Origin of the sequence: Pseudomonas khavaziana (assembly GCF_036704165.1) — a bacterium.
GTDB lineage: Bacteria > Pseudomonadota > Gammaproteobacteria > Pseudomonadales > Pseudomonadaceae > Aquipseudomonas > Aquipseudomonas khavaziana.
Window position 1 is genome coordinate 1054572 of record NZ_CP129946.1, and the last position, 18691, is coordinate 1073262.

An 18691-nucleotide genomic window follows, 5' to 3' on the forward strand; every position below is an offset into this window, starting at 1 on the left:
TTCCTTTGGAGTTGTGGATAACATCGCTACACCAGCGTGCGGCGAAAGTGGACGACAGGAGCTCACTTATCCAGAGATAAACTTCGCGTTATCGCCCGCTTTCTCGCTACGTTTCGGTCCGCGATGTTCCCTCAAGCTCCTTCGTTGCAGAGTCTATTACTCAGCAGCGGTTTCGCCGGCTTCATCTTCTGCTACAACACGTGGCGCGTGGACGCTGGCAACAGCCTTGTCGTCGTTGTGAGCCAGTGCAACGAACTCAACGCCTTTAGGGGCCTTGAGGTCGGACAGGTGGATGATGGTGCCGATTTCAGCAGCCGACAGGTCGACTTCGATGAATTCAGGCAGGTCTTTCGGCAGGCAGCTTACTTCCAGCTCGGTAGCAGTGTGGGAAACAACGCCACCTTTCTTGACCGGAGTTTCTTCACCAACAAAGTGTACAGGCACGATAGCGGTCAGTTTCTGACCGGCTACAACGCGTACAAAGTCAGCGTGCAGTACGTGGCCCTTGGAAGGGTGGCGCTGCAGGGCCTTGATGATAACGTTCTGCTTCTTGCCGCCAACGTTCAGTTCGATAACGTGGCTGTAGGCAGCATCGTTTTCGAGCAGTTTGGCAACTTCTTTGGCCAGCATGCTGATGGACTCAGGGGCTTTGTCGCCACCGTAGACTACAGCTGGAACCAGGCTTGCGAGACGACGCAGGCGGCGGCTCGCACCTTTCCCCAGGTCGGAACGCACTTCAGCATTCAGGGTAAAATCGTTCATGTTGTATCTCCAAAATAACCACATTCGCCCCAGCGTTTGCGACCAGCGCTAAAGGCGATATGGGCAAAAAAGCCCCGCCCCAACAGAATGTTGGGGCGGGGCGCTTTTCGTCAGTGAGGTGCTCCGAAGGTTTGACCCTTAGCGGAACATCGCGCTGATCGATTCTTCGTTGCTGATGCGGCGAACCGCCTCGGCAACTACCGGTGCGATATCCAGTTGACGGATACGCGAACAGGCTTGAGCAGCAGCGGACAACGGGATGGTGTTAGTCACCACCAGTTCGTCCAGCATGGAGTTCTCGATGTTCTCGATCGCTCGGCCCGACAGCACAGGGTGCGTGCAGTAGGCGAAGACTTTTGCCGCACCGTGCTCTTTCAAGGCTTTGGCCGCGTGGCACAGGGTGCCGGCGGTGTCGACCATGTCATCAACCAGAATACAGGTACGCCCTTCGACATCACCGATGATATGCATCACTTCAGAGTGATTGGCTTTTTCACGGCGTTTGTCGATGATCCCGAGGTCCACGCCCAGGGATTTGGCAACAGCCCGTGCACGCACGACGCCGCCAATGTCCGGGGACACGATCATCAGGTTTTCAAAGCGCTGGTCTTCGATGTCATCCACCAGGACGGGGGAGCCGTAGATGTTATCTACCGGAATATCGAAGAACCCCTGGATTTGGTCAGCGTGCAGGTCAACCGTGAGAACACGGTCGATACCCACCACGGTCAGCATGTCAGCAACGACTTTCGCGCTGATAGCCACACGTGCGGAGCGCGGACGGCGATCCTGACGGGCATAACCAAAGTAAGGGATTACAGCTGTGATTCGAGTCGCTGAGGAGCGGCGGAAGGCATCAGCCATCACGACGAGTTCCATCAGGTTATCGTTGGTCGGAGCGCAGGTCGGCTGAATAATGAAGACGTCTTTACCGCGGACATTTTCATTGATCTCGGCTGTAATTTCGCCGTCGGAGAACTTACCGACAGAGATGTCACCGAGAGGGATATGCAGCTGACGTACGACACGTCGAGCCAGATCGGGGTTGGCATTCCCCGTAAAGACCATCATCTTGGACACGCGCAGTACCTAGAGGCTGAGGGTAACCTGGATGAGTATTAGAAAATGGCAGGGGCGGCTGGATTCGAACCAACGCATGGCAGGATCAAAACCTGCTGCCTTACCGCTTGGCGACGCCCCTGTATCTGTTGCAACGAGTGCCCAGCACTCGATTCCTTTTAGAGCAGACTTTGCAGCTTACGATGCAACATCGAAACGTTGCTTCCCTTTGCTACAAACCCTGTAAGGGTCTCTGTAAGAAGGGCCGAGACTTTATCAGCTTCAGCTTTGCTTGGGAAGCCCCCAAACACACAACTTCCAGTTCCGGTTAATTTTGCTTCGGTAAATTTACCTAACAAATTCAAAGCGTTACGTACTTCTGGATAACGCCTTGCTACAACCGGTAAGCAGTCATTTCGACTGTTTCCCTTGGGAACGGGGCGCACTTTAATGGGAGAAGAGTTACGTGTCAACAACGGATCTGAAAAAATTTCTGCTGTACTTACAGATACTTGCGGCACAAGCACAACGTACCAAGGTTCTTCGGGCTCTACAGGGGTGAGTTTCTCCCCCACGCCTTCGGCAAACGCGGCGTGCCCACGCACGAAAACCGGGACGTCGGCGCCCAGTGTGAGGCCCAGTGCAGCCAGGCGGTCGTGATCCCAGCCCAGTTGCCACAGGTGGTTGAGGCCCAGCAATGTGGTCGCGGCATTTGAGCTGCCACCGCCGATGCCACCGCCCATGGGCAGGATCTTGTTGATCCAGATATCGATGCCGAGCGAGGTGCCAGATTGTTGCTGAAGTTTTTTCGCTGCCTTCACAATCAGATTGCTGTCGTGGGGCACACCTTCGAATTCGGTATGCAACTGGATCACACCATCGTCGCGTACGGCGAAAGTCAGCTCATCGCCGTAGTCGAGGAATTGAAACAGCGTCTGCAACTCGTGGTAGCCGTCTTCACGGCGTCCGAGGATGTGCAGCATCAGATTGAGTTTGGCTGGCGAGGGCAGGGTCAGGCGTTCAGTCACGTTATTGCCCCAGCTTGCGCGGTTGCCAGTCCTTGATCACCAGCGTGACGTCAAGGTCGGTGCCGTGCAGCTTGATGCGTTCGGGCAGCCAATAACCGCTTTGTTCAACGTAGCTCAAGTACTCCACCTGCCAACCATCCTGCTCCAGCGTGGCCAGGCGGCTATCGCCGTTGAGGCTCAGGCGACTCTTGCTATCGGGCGCCGGCAAGCCGCGTACCCACCAGACCAGATGCGAGACAGGCAGCTTCCAGCCGATCTGCTGCTCCAGCAATTCTTCCGGGGAGGTCGCTTCGTAGCGGCCCTGGTTGGCCACTTCCAGGCTCACTTGCCCCGGTCGGCCGGTCAGGCGCGCCGCGCCCCGGCCCAGCGGGCCCGAGAGACGAATATCGTAGTAGTCCTGGCGTTGCAGCCAGAACAGGGTACCGCTGCCAGAGTCTTTCGGCGCACGAACGCCGACTTTGCCCTCGATCTGCCAGCCATCGATGCTGCTGAGCTGATCCTTGTGTTGTTTCCATTGCGCCGGGCTGCCCTGGCCTTCAACGGATTCGCGGCTGCCTATGCCCGCGCAACCGGCGAGCAAGGCGATGAAGCTGAGAACGATAATGTGGCGCAAGAACATAAGCTTAAAGGGTCTCGGATCCGGTCAGGCGCTTGATGGTGCTGCGCAGGATGGGGCTTTCGGGTTGTTCCTTGAGGAACTTTTCCCAGATTTGTCGCGCTTCGCGTTGCTTGCCTTTAGCCCAGAGCACTTCGCCCAGGTGTGCGGCAACTTCTTGATCGGGAAAACGCTCCAGTGCCTGGCGCAGCAAACGCTCGGCCTCGTCGAGGTTGCCCAGGCGATAATTCACCCAGCCCAGGCTGTCGAGTACGGCCGGGTCTTCCGGGTTGAGCTGGTGGGCTTGTTCGATCAATACCTTGGCTTCGGCGTAGCGCGTGGTGCGGTCGGACAAGGTGTAGCCCAGGGCATTGAGTGCCATGGCGTTGTCCGGGTCGCGCTTGATGATCAGGCGCAGGTCTTTTTCCAATTGGGCCAGGTCATTGCGTTTTTCCGCCTGCATGGCGCGGGTATACAGCAGGTTCAAATCGTCAGGGTATTGCAGCAAGGCTTGTTGCAGCAGCTTCCAGGCGCGCTCGCCCTGTTTGTTGGCCGACAAGGTCTCGGCCTGGATCAGGTACAGCTGGATAGCGTAGTCCGGCTCGGCATCGCGGGCCGCGGCCAGGCGTTTTTCTGCCTCGTCGGTGCGGCCGTTGCTCATCAGGATGTCGGCCTGGCGCAGTTGGGCGGGCAGGTAGTCGTTGCCGGGGCCGACCTGGGCGTATTCCAGCAGAGCCGCCTGCGGGTCGTTGCGCTCTTCGGCGATGCGGCCGAGGTTCAGGTGTGCCGAGTCTACGTGGCTATCGCGTTCAATCAGTTCTTCCAGGTAGCCCTTGGCCTCGTCCCAGGCCTTGGCTTCCAGGCACACCAGTGCCAGGGAATAACGCAGTTCGTCGTCGTCCGGGTATTGCTGGACCAGATTGGCGAACTGCACTTTGGCGTCCTCCATGCGGTCCTGCTCCACCAGCATGCGTGCGTAAGTCAGGCGCAGGCGCTTATCGTCCGGGTATTTCTTGATGCTTTTTTCCAGCAGCGGAATCGCTTCCTTGCCGCGGTTGAGGTTTTGCAGCAGGCGTGCGCGCAGCAGGATCGGCGCAATCTCGCCGTCTTCCGGTGGGTTCTGCTCCAGTAACTTAAGCGCGGCGTCGGCTTCGTCGTCCTGTTGCAACAGCAGGGCCTTGCCGAACACCAACTGGCTGTTCTTCGGGTGTTTTTGCAGCAGGCGGTCGAAACTTTTCATCAGGCCATTGCGCGTGTCCTGATCGGTGTCGGCGGCCGACAGCGCGAGGAAGTCGAAATGCGTGTCGCCCTTGCCCTGCAGGACTTTCTCCATATAGACCATGGAGTCGTCATAGCGTCCTGCACGCGCCAGTTGCACGGCAGCCGCACGTTGGGCTTCCAGGTCATCCGGGGCGTTTTTCGCCCAGATCAGCGAAGTGTCCAGCGCAGCCTGGTCGGCGCCCAGGTATTCGGCGATGCGAAAGGCTCGTTCGGAGATGCCCGGGTCCTGGGTGTTGATGGCCTGGGTTACATAATTATCCAGCGCAATATCAAAACGATTGCGCTGGCCGGCCAATTCAGCGGTCAGCAGGCTGTATATCGTTTCTTCACTGAACGAGGAATAAACCTTGGGCTTTTCAGGGGCGGGGGTGCTGTCTTCCGCCGGCGGCGCAGCGTCCGGCGAAACGGGTGCCATGGCCTGGCAGCCGCTGAGGAAGACAAAAGCAAGGAGCAACGCGGAAGATCTATTCATATAGGAAGAGGACGACTAACCTGCGGTCGGATCATCATGACACAAGCCTTCGGCCAAACATAACCGGGGCACTCGGAATACCACTTTTGCGGCCTTTTGCCTTTGTAGGAGCGAGCTTGCTCGCGAAGATCGTCAACGATAGCGCGGGAAGCCTGGCATTCAGGGGTGTTCCTACGTTTTTCGCGAGCAAGCTTGCTCCTGCAGGGGGCATTTATAGGCATAAGGTATAGGGACAATAGACGACGGTGGTTGTTCTGGATCTTTCGAAGTAGGACAATTGTCGGCTTCCCGACATCATCAGCGATATTGAATGGCCTTCCTCGCACTCGGTATTAACCACAAGACTGCCTCCGTAGACGTGCGCGAGCGCGTGGCGTTTACGCCAGAGCAGTTGGTTGAGGCCCTGCAGCAGCTCTGCCGGCTCACCGACAGCCGCGAAGCTGCGATCCTTTCGACCTGCAATCGCAGCGAGCTTTATATAGAGCAGGAACATCTTTGCGCGGATGTCGTACTGCGCTGGCTGGCCGATTATCACCATTTGAGCCTCGATGACCTGCGTGCCAGTGCTTATGTGCATGAAGAGGATGCGGCAGTTCGTCACATGATGCGTGTGGCGGCCGGCCTCGATTCGCTGGTGTTGGGCGAGCCGCAGATTCTTGGCCAGATGAAATCCGCCTATGCCGTGGCGCGCGAGGCCGGCACTGTCGGGCCATTGTTGGGCAGGCTGTTCCAGGCCACGTTCAATTCCGCCAAGCAGGTGCGCACCGACACGGCCATCGGCGAAAACCCGGTGTCGGTGGCGTTTGCCGCCGTGAGCCTGGCCAAGCAGATTTTCAGCGACTTGCAGCGCAGCCAGGCCTTGCTGATTGGCGCCGGGGAAACCATCACCCTGGTGGCCCGTCATCTGCATGACCTGGGCGTGAAACGCATTGTGGTCGCCAACCGTACCCTTGAACGAGCGAGCATCCTTGCCGAGCAGTTCGGTGCCCACGCCGTGCTGCTGTCGGATATCCCGGCTGAATTGGTACGCAGTGATATCGTCATCAGTTCCACCGCCAGCCAGTTGCCGATTCTTGGCAAGGGCGCGGTCGAAAGCGCATTGAAGCTGCGCAAGCACAAGCCGATTTTTATGGTGGATATCGCCGTTCCACGGGATATCGAGCCTGAAGTCGGCGAGTTGGACGACGTTTACCTCTATAGCGTCGACGATCTGCATGAGGTGGTTGCCGAGAACCTCAAGAGCCGCCAGGGCGCTGCCCAGGCCGCCGAGGAAATGGTCAGCACCGGTGCCGAAGATTTCATGGTGCGCCTGCGTGAACTGGCGGCGGTCGATGTGCTCAAGGCGTATCGTCAGCAGGGTGAACGCCTGCGTGATGAAGAGCTGCTCAAGGCCCAGCGGATGCTGGCCAACGGCAGCGGCGCCGAAGAGGTGCTGATGCAGTTGGCCCGTGGCCTGACCAACAAGCTGCTCCACGCTCCCAGCGTCCAGTTGAAAAAGCTTACTGCCGAAGGCCGCCTCGATGCGCTGGCCATGGCCCAGGAACTCTTTGCCCTCGGTGAGGGCGCGTCAGACAGCTCTTCGGATAAAAAACCGCAATGAAAGCGTCACTGCTCAATAAACTGGATGTGCTCCAGGACCGTTTCGAAGAACTGACCGCCTTGCTCGGCGATGGCGAGGTCATTTCCGATCAGGCCAAGTTCCGCGCCTATTCCAAGGAATACGCGGAAGTTGAGCCCATTGTCGCTACCTACAAAAGCCTCACCAAAGTGCAGGCCGACCTCGAAGGCGCCCAGGCGCTGCTCAAGGACAGCGACCCGGACATGCGCGAAATGGCCGTGGAAGAAGTCCGCGAAGCCAAGGAAAAACTCGCCGAGCTGGAAGGCGACCTGCAGCGCATGCTGTTGCCCAAGGACCCCAACGACGGGCGCAACGTGTACCTCGAAATCCGCGCCGGCACCGGTGGCGACGAGGCCGCGATTTTCTCCGGCGATCTGTTCCGCATGTACTCGCGTTATGCCGAACGCCGCGGCTGGCGGGTCGAGATCCTGTCCGAGAACGAAGGTGAACACGGCGGCTATAAAGAGGTCATTGCCCGGGTCGAGGGTGACAACGTCTACGGCAAGCTGAAGTTTGAATCCGGGGCCCACCGCGTACAACGTGTGCCTGCGACAGAATCCCAGGGCCGTATCCACACTTCGGCGTGTACCGTGGCAGTGTTGCCTGAACCGGACGAACAGGAAGCGATTGAGATCAACCCGGCGGATTTGCGCGTGGATACCTACCGCTCATCCGGTGCGGGTGGCCAGCACGTCAACAAGACCGATTCGGCAATCCGTATCACCCACTTGCCATCGGGCATCGTGGTGGAGTGCCAGGAAGAACGCTCCCAGCACAAGAACCGTGCGCGGGCCATGTCCTGGCTGTCGGCCAAGCTGAACGACCAGCAGACCAGCGCCGCGGCCAACGCGATTGCCAGCGAGCGCAAGTTGCTGGTGGGCTCGGGCGACCGCTCCGAGCGTATCCGTACATACAACTTTGCCCAGGGCCGGGTCACCGACCATCGGGTCAATCTGACCCTATACTCCCTGGACGAGATTCTCGCCGGTGGCGTGGATGCGGTGATCGAGCCGTTGCTCGCCGAATACCAGGCCGATCAACTGGCGGCGATAGGTGAATAAATGACCATCATTGCCAGCCTGCTGCGTGCCGCCGACCTGCCCGACTCACCGACTGCGCGCCTGGACGTGGAGCTGCTGCTGGCCGCTGCCCTGGGCAAGTCGCGCAGCTACTTGCATACCTGGCCGGAAAAGATCGTCAGCAGCGAAGATGCCCTGACCTTTGCCGGCTACCTGCAGCGCCGCCGCAGCGGCGAGCCGGTGGCGTATATCCTCGGCCAGCAGGGCTTCTGGAAGCTCGACCTGGAGGTCGCGCCGCACACGCTGATCCCGCGTCCGGAAACCGAACTGTTGGTGGAGGCCGCCCTGGAGTTGCTGCCCGCCACGCGCGCCAACGTCCTCGACCTGGGCACTGGCAGTGGCGCCATCGCCTTGGCCTTGGCCAGCGAGCGCCCGGCCTGGCAGGTCACGGCCGTCGACCGCGTGCTGGAAGCCGTGGCCCTGGCCGAGCGCAATCGCCAGCGCCTGCATCTCAACAACGCCACGGTGCTGAACAGCCATTGGTTCAGCGCTTTGCAAGGCCACAGTTTTGACCTGATCATCAGCAACCCACCCTACATAGCCGACAATGACCCGCACCTGGTGGCTGGCGACGTGCGCTTCGAGCCGGCCAGCGCGCTGGTGGCGGGGCATGATGGCATGGACGATCTGCGCCTGATCATCAAGCAAGCCCCGGCTCATCTGAATGCCGGTGGCTGGTTGCTGCTCGAGCATGGTTACGACCAGGCTGCGACCGTGCGTGACTTGCTGCTGGACCAGGGGTTCGAAAACCTCCACAGCCGCATTGACCTTGGCGGTCACGAACGCATCAGCCTGGGACGCCGCCCGTGCTGACCGACCAGGAGCTGTTGCGCTACAGCCGGCAGATTCTGTTGCAGCATGTCGACGTTGAAGGCCAGTTGCGCCTGAAACACAGTCGCGCGCTGATCGTCGGCCTGGGTGGCCTGGGCGCACCGGTTGCGCTGTATCTCGCCGCCGCCGGCGTGGGCGAGTTGCACCTGGCCGATTTTGACACCGTCGACCTGACCAACCTGCAACGCCAGATCATCCATGACACCGACAGCGTAGGGCAGACCAAGGTCGATTCGGCCCAGCGTCGCCTAAGCGCGATCAACCCTGAAATCAGCTTGGTCGCCCATCGCACCGCGCTGGATGCCGACTCGCTGGCCGCCGCCGTCGCCGCAGTGGACGTGGTGCTTGATTGCAGCGACAACTTCTCCACCCGCGAAGCGGTCAACGCTGCCTGTGTCGCCGCCGGCAAGCCGTTGATCAGTGGCGCCGCGATTCGCCTGGAGGGGCAATTGTCGGTGTTCGATCCACGGCGCGTCGACAGCCCGTGCTACCACTGTTTATATGGGCACGGCAGCGACACCGAGCTGACCTGCAGCGAAGCCGGGGTAGTCGGGCCGTTAGTGGGGCTGGTCGGTAGCTTGCAAGCGCTGGAAGCTTTGAAACTGCTGGCACGTTTTGGCGAGCCACTGGTGGGCCGGCTGTTGCTGATCGATGCCCTGACCACGCGCTTTCGCGAGCTGCGCGTCAAGCGTGACCCTGGCTGCAGCGTTTGCGGGCCCCGGCATGGTTAAGGGCGCGCCCATCGGTGTGTTCGACTCCGGTATCGGCGGCCTGACGGTGCTGGAGGAAATCCAGCAGTTATTGCCCCATGAGTCACTATTGTACGTGGCCGATTGTGGGCATATCCCCTATGGTGAGAAAACCCCGGCGTTCATTCTTGAGCGTTCCCGGTCTGTCGCCGAGTTTTTTCGCGAGCAGGGCGCCAAGGCATTTGTGATTGCCTGTAATACGGCCACCGTCGCCGCCGTTGCCGATTTGCGCCAGGACTACCCTGATTGGCCGCTGGTCGGCATGGAGCCTGCGGTCAAACCGGCCGCTGCTGCCACGCGCAGTGGCGTCGTCGGTGTACTTGCCACCACCGGCACCCTGCAAAGCACCAAATTTGCCGCGTTGCTCGACCGCTTCGCCACCGATGTGCGGGTGATTACCCAGCCGTGTCCGGGCCTGGTGGAGTTGATCGAAACCGGCGACCTGGACAGTCCTGTGTTGCACAGGCTGTTGCTGGGCTATGTCGAACCCCTGATCAGTGCCGGTTGCGACACCATCATCCTGGGTTGTACCCACTATCCCTTCCTCAAGCCACTTCTGGCGCAGATGCTCCCCCCCAGCATCATCCTCATTGATACCGGCGCCGCCGTGGCGCGCCAGCTCAAGCGCTTATTGGGTGAGTGCGACCTGCTGGCCGCTGGCGATCCTGAACCTGCACAGTTCTGGACCAGCGGTGACCTGTTTCACTTAAGAAATATCCTACCGACACTATGGAAACATCCCGGAATTGTGCGAAGCTTTGCTTCGTGAAAATTTCGTGAAATGCGCTGAAAAAAGCTGAACTTCCGTCTATGTCTCAGCTTCTATAGCCAGTTAGCCTGTTTAAAACCATATAACTTCGTTCGGAAAGGATGTTTCTTATGAAGCGCTTGTTCTGTTTGGCTGCGATTGCGGCCGCTGTGTTGGGACACTCTGTTTCAGCCCAGGCCGCTGGCCTGGAGTTCGGGTTGGGGAGCACCAGTGATTCGACGTTGACCTATCGACTGGGCCTGACCTCGGACTGGGATAAGAGCTGGATGCAAAGCAACGTTGGCCGTCTGACCGGCTACTGGAGCGGCGCTTATACGTATTGGGAAGGTGATGACCGTGCAGGGGCAAGCAGCCTGTCGTTCTCGCCGGTGTTTGTGTATGAGTTTGCCGGCGAGTCGGTCAAGCCCTACATCGAAGCCGGTATCGGCGTGGCGCTGTTCTCCCGCACCCGTCTGGAAGACAACAACATCGGCCAATCTTTTCAGTTCGAAGACCGCCTGGGTTTCGGCCTGCGCTTCAACGGCGGGCATGAAGTTGGCATTCGGGCCACGCACTATTCCAATGCCGGTATCAGCAGCAATAACGATGGGGTAGAGAGCTACTCGCTGCACTACACCATGCCGCTGTAATGCACTGTAGGAGCGAGCTTGCTCGCGAAGAACCTCAACGATAACGCAGCGAATCGGGTTTAACGCGGCGCTCTCAGGTTTTTCGCGAGCAAGCTCGCTCCTACAACATCAGCGGTAGGCCGTGGTAATCCCTTCGCGTTCTTCAAGGCATTCCGGCGCCCCCATCTCGAACTCCCGGCAAATCAGCGGCCGCAGCTCATAGATCGTGCACATCATCGTGTCGCGGTCCAACGCTGCGCACCAGCCGTCGTCCAAGCGCAGCATCACTTCACCCCCCCAATCGTCGGTATCGATAAAACGTTGCGGCACGCCAGTGTCGGTGATCAGCATGACTTCCAGCTGGCAGCAACAGGCCGCGCACGTCGAGCAGGTGACGGGTTCGGTGATTTGAATGTGAGGGATGTTGGTCATAGGCGCGCAGTGTAAGGCAAGTGCGTCAGATGCGTATGAATGCTCGGACGGGCGTCAATGCTTCAGCCTCTGCGCAATCCTGTGCAACAGCGGAAAGAGCATGGCCCATAACAGCGCCAGGCCGATCAGCGTCGTTGCCGTGCCGTAGGTAAAGCTCACGCCTGCCAATTGACTGCCGGCGTAATAAGACAACGGCCCGCCCACTGCGCCCAGCAGGCTGGCCAGCCACCAGGGCTGTGCGCTCCAGGCCAGGCAATGCCGCAAGGTGGTGGCCAGCAAGGCCCATAACAGTATCAGCCACAGCGGAATCAGCGGCCCCGGCGTATTGAACTCAAACACGCCAAGCCCACGCAATGCCGTATCGATCAGTGTGCCCAGCACCGTCACGGCCAGAATCACTTGCCCCTCCCTGGCCCAGGAACTTATCCACAGCAGGTGCGCGCCCAGCGCCGCGATGCCGATCAGCAGCCAGCGGCTGTCGCCGCCGAGCACACAGGCAAACCAGCCGCACTGGAACAGCACGGCATTGGCCAAGGGTTTAAGCACTGAAGCGCCCGAGCAGCGGCGGGTTGATCGCCGCCGGTTTGGCCAGCAGCAATTGCGCCGTACCAATGGTGCGTTCCATGAAGCCGCCCTCGCAGTAGCACAGGTAGAACTCCCACAGGCGCAGGAAGTATTCGTCGTAGCCAAGCTCGGTGAGACGGCCATGGGCGCGGCGAAAGTTCTCATGCCACAGGCGCAGGGTGCGGGCGTAGTGCAGGCCGAAGTCTTCCATGTGCAACAGGTTCATGTCGGTGTCGCGGCTGACGATCTGCAGCATGTTCTGTACACAGGGCAGGGCGCCGCCGGGAAAGATATAGCGTTGGATAAAGTCGACGCTGCGCTTGGCCTGTTCGAAGCGTTGTTCGCGGATGGTGATGGCTTGCAGCAACATCAGGCCGTCGGGCTTGAGCAAATGGGCACATTGCTTGAAATAGGTGGGCAGGAAGCGATGGCCCACCGCTTCGATCATTTCGATCGACACCAGCTTATCGTACGTACCGGTGAGGTCACGGTAATCGCTTAGCAGCAAGGTCACTTGATTTTGCAGGCCCAGTGCCTGGATGCGTTGCGCGGTATAGGTGAACTGCTCCCTGGACAAGGTCGTAGTGGTGACCTTGCAACCGTAGTGCTGCGCCGCATACAGCGCCATGCTGCCCCAGCCGGTGCCGATTTCCAGCAGATGGTCGCTGGGCTTGAGCGCCAGCTTCTGGCAAATGCGCGCCAACTTGTTCAGTTGCGCCTGTTCCAAGGTGTCGTCGGGGGTCAGGAACTGCGCCGCCGAGTACATCATGGTGGGGTCGAGGAACTCTTCGAACAGGTCGTTGCCCAGGTCGTAATGGGCGGCAATGTTTTTCTGCGCGCCCTTGCGCGTGTTGCGGTTCAGCCAGTGCAGGCCCTGGGTGAATGGCCGGGCCAGGCGTGCCAGGCCGCCCTCCATGGCGTCGAGTACGTCCAGGTTGCTGACCATCACCCGGACCACGGCGGTAAGGTCCGGGCTGGTCCAGTAACCGTGGATAAACGCTTCTCCGGCACCGATTGAACCATTGGCCGCCACCAGGCCCCAGGCCGCCGAGTCGAGAATCTGGATTTCCCCCAGCAGGTGCGCCTCCCGGGCGCCGAAGACTTGTCGCTCGCCGTCCTCGATGATCACCAACTGACCATGGCGCAATTGGCTGAACTGGCGCAGCACGCCCTTGCGCAACAAGGCGGCGGTCACACCGTTGACGTTCAGCCGGTTGGCCTTGACCGATAAGCTAGGGGTTTTCATGGCGGCGATCCTTGGTGTACCCGACTGCGGTGCGAGAGGCGCCATCGGCGGCCCGATGGGGAAAAATCGGTGTGCGCTTGAGCAGCAGGCGCAGGGCTTGCCAGTAGATCGCCAGGCAGGTCTTGGCGGTCATCCACGGAAAGCGCCATAAATAACCATGCAGGCTGGCGCGGCCCAGAGGTTGGCGTTCCAGGCTCAACGTAGCGTCAAAGAGTTTCTGCGTGCCCTGCCAATCGGCCATGTGTACGCCGAGCCTGGCGGCGGGCGGGCTGAAACTCATGCGATATTCCAGGTCGCGGGGTAAAAAAGGCGACACATGAAAAGCCTTGGCTACGGCGAAATGCTGGTGCTCATCGGCGCCGAGGGCCTGGGCCGGCAGCACGTAGTGATAGCGTTCGCGCCAAGGTGTGTTGGTCACTTCACACAGGATCGCAGCCAATCGTCCGTCGGCCTCGAAGCAGTAGAAGAAACTCACAGGATTAAAAGCCAGGCCCCAACTGCGGGCCTGAGTCAGTAGGCAGATAACGCCCTGGGGTGTATGCCCCAGTGCCTTGCCGACTTCGTGGCGCACGGCATCGCTCAAGCTCATGCCGTGGCGGGTGAATTCACGCAGGTAGTCCTGCTGGCGGAAACCGAAGGGCGCCAAGCGACTTCGGCCGGCCATGGGCGACAGGCCAAGCACTTCATCCTCTTCGCTGAGGTCCAGGTACAGCAGGCCGATGCGGTAGCGAAAGGCGTGGGCCCTGGGCGCAAACCGGCGATGGGCGATCCAGCCGCTGTACAGGGCACTGTTCACAGGGTTTCCCCGAAGGCTTGGGCCACGCGCAGAGCGCTGACCACACCGTCTTCATGGAAGCCGTTGGCCCAGTAGGCACCGCAGTAGAAGGTGTTGCGCGCACCGTGCAGTTCCTCCCAGCGGGCTTGAGCGGCCACGGCGGCCAGGCTGTACTGCGGATGGGCATAGGTGTAGCGCGCGAGGATCTTCAACGGGTTGATCATCTGCGTCTGGTTGAGGCTGACGCAAAAGGTGGTGGCGCTGTCGATGCCTTGCAGGATGTTCATGTCGTAGGTCACGGCGGCCTGGGGTTGCTGGTTGCCAGTCAGCCGGTAATTCCAGCTGGCCCAGGCCAATTTACGGTCGGGCAGCAGGCGCGTGTCGGTGTGCAGCACCACGTCGTTGTTGGCGTAGGGCAGGGCGCCGAGGATCTCCTGTTCGGCCTGGCTGGGGTCGGCGAGCAAGGCCAGGGCCTGATCGCTGTGGCAGGCGAACACCACACGGTCGAAGGTTTCGCTGCCGGCAGGGCTGTGGATAACCACGCCATCGTCTGTGCGTTGCACGTTATGCACAGGGCAATTGAGTCGTATCTGTTCGATAAAGCTGCGGGTCAGCGGTTCGATATAGCGGCTGGAGCCGCCTTCGATCACGCACCATTGCGGGCGGTTGCTCACCGAGAGCAAGCCGTGGTTCTTGAAGAAGCGCACAAAGAACTGCAGCGGAAAGTTGAGCATGTCGGCCAGGGACATCGACCAGATCGCCGCGCCCATCGGCACGATGTAGTGCCGGATAAACCTGGGGCCATAGCCGCCGGCTGCGAGGTAGTCGCCGAGGGTCATCTCGGCGCTGATGCGCTGCGCTTGCAGGTCCAGGGGGGCCTGGCGGTTGAAACGCAGAATATCGCGCAACATGCCCCAGAAACCCGGCGACAGAAGATTGCGGCGCTGGGCAAACAGGCTGTTGAGGTTGTTGCCGTTGTACTCGAAGCCGGTGCTCTGGTCGCACACCGAAAAACTCATCTCGGTGGGTTTGAATTTGACGCCAATCTGGCCCAGCAGGCGGATGAAATTAGGGTAGGTCCAGTCATTGAACACAATGAAGCCTGTGTCCACTGCATAGCTTTTGCCCTCAACTGTCACGTTGGCCGTATGGGTATGCCCGCCGATGCAGTCACCCGCTTCGAACAAGGTAATGTCGTGGCGGCGGCTGAGCAGGTAGGCGCTGGTCAGCCCGGCGATACCGCCGCCGATGATGGCAATCTTCACAGATCGTCCTTGTGCGGCGGCGGGCTGCGCAGCATGCGCTTGCCGATGATCAATTGCGCGCGGTTGGGCAGCTTGGACAACGGCCACAGGGTGGCGATGAACATCGCCGGAAAGGCGATCTCCAGCGGGCGTTTTTCCAGTTTTGCAAAGATATGCCGTGCCGCCTTGTTGGCGGACCAGCTCAAGGGCATCGGGAAATCATTGCGCTCGGTCAGCGGCGTGTCCACAAAGCCAGGGCTGATCACCGTGACGTCGATGTTTTCCGGCGACAGGCTGATGCGCAGGGATTCGAACAGGTAGCGCAGCCCGGCCTTTGACGCGCCATAGGCTTCCGCGCGGGGCATTGGCAGGTAAGTCACGGCGCTGGCTACGCCCACCAGGTGCGGGGTAAGCCCGGCACGTAACAGCGGCAGCGCGGCCTCGATGCAATAACTGCTGGCAAGCAGGTTGGTGCGCACCACGTGCTCGATGATCGAGGAGTCAAACTGCCGGGCGTCGACATATTCACAGGTACCGGCATTAAGGATCACCGTGTCCAGGGCACCCCAGACCTCGCCGATACGTTCACCGATCTCGCGCACGGTCTGGCTGTTGGTCAAGTCGCCGGCCACCACCAGCACTTGCCCCGGATAGCGATGGGCGAGCGCTTCCAGCGGGCCTTTGGTGCGGGAGCTGAGCGCCACGTGGGCGCCGCTGTTGAGCAACTCCACGGCCAGCGCGGCACCGATGCCACTGCTGGCGCCGGTCAGCCAATAACGTCGGGGTGCAAGGCTCATCCCATTCTCCTTTTCAACCAACTGACGATACGTCCGAGTACTGGTACGTGTTCATAGAGCAGGGCACCGGCGTCGAAATAGTCACGATGACGATAGACCTTGTCGTGCCACATCAAATGGGAACAGCCCTGCACTTGAATCACCTTGCCGCCCGAGAGGCGCGGGTGGCGAAAATTCATGGTCCAGCGCAGATAGCCTTCGCCTTCGGCCACGGCATCGAAACCGTGGAAGTCGAACTGCAGTTGGCTGACGTTGCTGTACAACTCGGCGAAGTAGCGCCGCAGCGCAGGCAGGCCATGGACTTCATGCAGTGGGTCGGTAAATGCGATGTCCTCGCTGTACAGGCTGTCGAGCAGTTGCAGGTTGTGCTTGTCCAGCGTGGCGAAGCTGTGGGCGAAGCGGCGCAGGAAGTCACTCATGATCGGCCATCTCCTGGCGTGAAGGCAGGCTGCGAAAGGCGGCCAAGGCACGCTCCCGGGACTGCTTCAGGTCGACGATGGCGCGCGGGTAATCCGCGACGCCGAACAAACCGCCAGCGGCGGGGTTGTGCACCTCTTTTTTATTCAACGCGGCCAGTTCCGGCAGCCAGCGCTTGATGAAGATCCCGTCGCCGTCGAATTTTTCCGATTGGCTCAGCGGGCTGAAAATTCGGAAGTAGGGGGCCGAGTCGGTGCCGGTCGATGAACTCCACTGCCAGCCGCCGTTGTTGGCAGCCAAGTCGCCGTCGATCAGGTGCTGCATAAAAAAGCGCTCGCCTTCGCGCCAGTCGATCAACAGGTTCTTGGTCAGGAACATCGCCACCACCATGCGCAGGCGGTTGTGCATCCAGCCGGTATCCAGCAGTTGACGCATGGCCGCATCGATGATCGGCAGGCCGGTACGCGCCTGTTGCCAGGCGGCCAGGTCCGCGGGTGCATCGCGCCAGGCCAGCGCTTCGGTTTCCGGGCGAAAGGCGCGGTGCCGGGATACCCGCGGGTAGCCCACCAGGATATGTTTGTAGAACTCACGCCACAGCAGCTCGTTGATCCAGGTGATGGCGCCGATGTCGCCGCTCTCGAACTCGCCCTGGTTGGTTTGCAACGCAGCGTGCAAGCACTGGCGGGGCGACACCACCCCGGCGGCGAGGTAGGCGGACAACTGGCTGGTGCCGGGCTTGGCCGGGAAGTCGCGTTCGTCCTTGTAATAGCTGATCTGCTGGTCGGCGAAGGCGTCGAGGCGGCGAAGCGCTTCGTCTTCACCGGCGGGCCAGAGCGCGCGCAAGCTGTCGCTGGGCGGCTCGAAACCTGCCACCGTTGCCGGCACCGGATCGCTTTGCAACTCAAGCCTGGCTTGCGCCTTGGGCGTTGCCACCAGGCAAGGCAAGGCACTGTGCAGGCGGTTGTAGCAGACCTTGCGAAACTGGCTGAACACCTGGAAGTAGGTGCCGGTCTTGGTCAGCACGCTGCCCGGCTGGAACAACAGCTGGTCCAGATAGCTGTGAAAGGTCACCCCGCGCGCTTCCAGCGCCTTGGCCACGGCCGCATCGCGCTGGCTTTCGTGTATGCCGTATTCCTCGTTGACGTGCACCGATTCCACCGAAAGTTCCTGGCACACTTCGCTCAGCACCTTCGGCGCCTGGTTCCAGGTCGCCGCGTGGCGGATCAGCAGCGGGATGTTCAGTTTGCCCAGCGCCTGGCTCAACTGCCCCAGGTTGCGCAGCCAGAAGTCGACTTTGCACGGCGCATCATCATGGGCCAGCCACTGCTCGGGCGTGATCAGGTAAATGGCCGCAACCGGGCCGCGCTGGCTCGCGGCAGCCAGGGCTGTATTGTCGTGCAGGCGCAGGTCGGTGCGCAGCCAGATCAAATGCATTTAGACAATTCCACGCAGGATCAGTAACTGGTGGGCCGACAGTGGGTCTTCGGCCACGGACAATTCAGGGATCTCATGGGTTAATGCAGCCAACTCGGCGTGATGGATGCATACCGTTGGGCCTGCAACCAATATTGGGCAACTGATGCCGCCCAATAGTTTTGAGAGTGCCGACAAATGGAGGGCCTTGCTTGAGTACAACAGCACGGCACGCGGTTGCAGATGCTCTACCGCCAGTGCCAATTCGCCGGCCGGCAGCGGCCAGTCAAACACTTCCACCGGGCAATCGGCACTGCTGGCCAGCCAGGCGCTGAGCCACAAGTGCGGTTCCAGTGGTAAGTCGGAATGGTTGACCAGCAGCAGCGGTGCGCCGTGGAGTTGGCGGTTGTTGTGATAAATCCGTGCGCCGAACTTGCTGCGCAACCAGGAAAGGAAAAACACCCGTTCCATCTGTGCGCCGAACTGGCCCTGCCAGCGCTGTTCCAACTCTCTGAGCAGCGGCAGCATCAGTTGCTCGCACAAAGTACGCGGCGGGTAGAGCGCCATGGCTTGATTGAAGGCATCGTCCACCCGGCGTTCGGCCAGTTCGCTGATGGCACTGAGCAGATGCTTGCGCAGGCTGTGCCACTCGTTTTCCATCGGCTCGGCATTGGGTTGGGCCGAATCGATCAAATCCTTGACTTGGCTGACCGGCACGCCGCGATTGAGCCATGTGAGGATGGTATGGATGCGTTGCACGTGTCCGGCGTTGAACAGCCGATGCCCCTTGGGCGTGCGTTGGGGCACGATCAGGCCGTAGCGGCGTTCCCAGGCGCGCAGGGTCACAGCGTTGACGCCGGTCTGGCGCGCCACTTCGCGGATCGGCAACCAGCCGTTTTCCAGGGCCAGGGCAATGTCTTCGCCGGGTTCGTCGAGCAGGGCAGGTTTCATG

Annotated in this window: 20 protein-coding genes and 1 tRNA gene; 6 read left to right on the plus strand and 15 right to left on the minus strand. The window is 60.4% G+C overall.

The genetic code is table 11. The features are described from left to right. Positions 1-156: 156 nt before the first annotated feature. The 6 genes from QYQ93_RS04585 to QYQ93_RS04610 all read right to left on the minus strand — a co-directional run bounded on the left by QYQ93_RS04585 (position 157) and on the right by QYQ93_RS04610 (position 5197). Positions 157-762 (minus strand): 50S ribosomal protein L25/general stress protein Ctc, encoded by a 606-nt coding sequence (locus tag QYQ93_RS04585; RefSeq protein ID WP_338476431.1) that lies wholly within the window; start codon positions 760-762, stop codon positions 157-159. Positions 763-900: 138 nt separating this feature from the next. Next, positions 901-1842: a ribose-phosphate pyrophosphokinase gene (locus QYQ93_RS04590; protein ID WP_003208392.1), complete on the minus strand. Its 942-nt coding sequence runs from the start codon at positions 1840-1842 to the stop codon at positions 901-903. Positions 1843-1888: 46 nt separating this feature from the next. Next, a tRNA-Gln gene (locus tag QYQ93_RS04595) sits at positions 1889-1963 on the minus strand. A 37-nt stretch (positions 1964-2000) separates the two neighbouring features. Then, entirely contained in the window at positions 2001-2849 is an 849-nt protein-coding gene (ispE, locus tag QYQ93_RS04600) for a 4-(cytidine 5'-diphospho)-2-C-methyl-D-erythritol kinase (RefSeq protein WP_080889072.1), read from the minus strand. 1 nt (position 2850) lies between these two features. Continuing rightward, positions 2851-3468 (minus strand): lipoprotein insertase outer membrane protein LolB, encoded by a 618-nt coding sequence (gene lolB / locus QYQ93_RS04605; RefSeq protein ID WP_338476432.1) that lies wholly within the window; start codon positions 3466-3468, stop codon positions 2851-2853. A gap of 4 nt (positions 3469-3472) precedes the next feature. Continuing rightward, complete coding sequence (locus tag QYQ93_RS04610; RefSeq protein ID WP_043049240.1) at positions 3473-5197, minus strand: tetratricopeptide repeat protein; 1725 nt, start codon at positions 5195-5197, stop codon at positions 3473-3475. A gap of 310 nt (positions 5198-5507) precedes the next feature. Between QYQ93_RS04610 and hemA the strand changes: the two genes are divergently transcribed. The 6 genes from hemA to QYQ93_RS04640 all read left to right on the plus strand — a co-directional run bounded on the left by hemA (position 5508) and on the right by QYQ93_RS04640 (position 10872). After that, complete coding sequence (gene hemA / locus QYQ93_RS04615) at positions 5508-6797, plus strand: glutamyl-tRNA reductase (protein WP_043049241.1); 1290 nt, start codon at positions 5508-5510, stop codon at positions 6795-6797. Continuing rightward, positions 6794-7876 (plus strand): peptide chain release factor 1, encoded by a 1083-nt coding sequence (prfA, locus tag QYQ93_RS04620; protein ID WP_043049242.1) that lies wholly within the window; start codon positions 6794-6796, stop codon positions 7874-7876. The genes hemA and prfA overlap by 4 nt, the downstream gene beginning before the upstream one ends. After that, positions 7877-8707 carry a peptide chain release factor N(5)-glutamine methyltransferase gene (prmC, locus tag QYQ93_RS04625; RefSeq protein WP_043049244.1) on the plus strand — a complete coding sequence of 277 codons (831 nt, stop codon included), beginning with the start codon at positions 7877-7879 and terminating at the stop codon, positions 8705-8707. It begins immediately after the preceding gene. Beyond that, complete coding sequence (locus QYQ93_RS04630; RefSeq protein WP_338476433.1) at positions 8701-9456, plus strand: molybdopterin-synthase adenylyltransferase MoeB; 756 nt, start codon at positions 8701-8703, stop codon at positions 9454-9456. Before prmC ends, QYQ93_RS04630 begins: the two co-directional genes overlap by 7 nt. Then, a complete protein-coding gene (gene murI, locus QYQ93_RS04635; protein ID WP_338477236.1) occupies positions 9449-10243 on the plus strand; it encodes a glutamate racemase in 795 nt (264 codons plus the stop codon). The genes QYQ93_RS04630 and murI overlap by 8 nt, the downstream gene beginning before the upstream one ends. Positions 10244-10353: 110 nt before the next feature. Then, the gene (locus QYQ93_RS04640; RefSeq protein WP_043049248.1) at positions 10354-10872 is read left to right on the plus strand and encodes an acyloxyacyl hydrolase; all 519 of its coding nucleotides are present in this window, start codon (positions 10354-10356) and stop codon (positions 10870-10872) included. 108 nt (positions 10873-10980) lie between these two features. Here QYQ93_RS04640 and QYQ93_RS04645 read toward each other — a convergent pair whose 3' ends face one another. From QYQ93_RS04645 to QYQ93_RS04685, 9 genes are read right to left on the minus strand one after another with little or no spacing between them, the layout of a single operon-like run. Next, positions 10981-11283 (minus strand): YkgJ family cysteine cluster protein, encoded by a 303-nt coding sequence (locus QYQ93_RS04645; protein ID WP_003188364.1) that lies wholly within the window; start codon positions 11281-11283, stop codon positions 10981-10983. 54 nt (positions 11284-11337) lie between these two features. Next, entirely contained in the window at positions 11338-11829 is a 492-nt protein-coding gene (locus QYQ93_RS04650; RefSeq protein ID WP_043049249.1) for a DUF2878 domain-containing protein, read from the minus strand. Further along, positions 11822-13093 (minus strand): SAM-dependent methyltransferase, encoded by a 1272-nt coding sequence (locus QYQ93_RS04655; RefSeq protein ID WP_043049250.1) that lies wholly within the window; start codon positions 13091-13093, stop codon positions 11822-11824. Before QYQ93_RS04655 ends, QYQ93_RS04650 begins: the two co-directional genes overlap by 8 nt. Beyond that, positions 13080-13889 (minus strand): DUF1365 domain-containing protein, encoded by an 810-nt coding sequence (locus QYQ93_RS04660; RefSeq protein WP_338476434.1) that lies wholly within the window; start codon positions 13887-13889, stop codon positions 13080-13082. The genes QYQ93_RS04655 and QYQ93_RS04660 overlap by 14 nt, the downstream gene beginning before the upstream one ends. Continuing rightward, positions 13886-15133, minus strand: coding sequence for an NAD(P)/FAD-dependent oxidoreductase (locus QYQ93_RS04665; protein ID WP_338476435.1), 1248 nt, complete (start codon positions 15131-15133; stop codon positions 13886-13888). Before QYQ93_RS04665 ends, QYQ93_RS04660 begins: the two co-directional genes overlap by 4 nt. Further along, positions 15130-15909: an SDR family NAD(P)-dependent oxidoreductase gene (locus QYQ93_RS04670; protein WP_043049258.1), complete on the minus strand. Its 780-nt coding sequence runs from the start codon at positions 15907-15909 to the stop codon at positions 15130-15132. The genes QYQ93_RS04665 and QYQ93_RS04670 overlap by 4 nt, the downstream gene beginning before the upstream one ends. Next, positions 15906-16328, minus strand: coding sequence for a nuclear transport factor 2 family protein (locus QYQ93_RS04675; protein ID WP_043049259.1), 423 nt, complete (start codon positions 16326-16328; stop codon positions 15906-15908). Before QYQ93_RS04675 ends, QYQ93_RS04670 begins: the two co-directional genes overlap by 4 nt. Beyond that, positions 16321-17760 carry a deoxyribodipyrimidine photo-lyase gene (phrB, locus tag QYQ93_RS04680; RefSeq protein WP_338476436.1) on the minus strand — a complete coding sequence of 480 codons (1440 nt, stop codon included), beginning with the start codon at positions 17758-17760 and terminating at the stop codon, positions 16321-16323. Before phrB ends, QYQ93_RS04675 begins: the two co-directional genes overlap by 8 nt. Further along, positions 17761-18690: a MerR family transcriptional regulator gene (locus tag QYQ93_RS04685; protein WP_043049261.1), complete on the minus strand. Its 930-nt coding sequence runs from the start codon at positions 18688-18690 to the stop codon at positions 17761-17763. Between the last annotated feature and the right edge of the window lies 1 nt (position 18691).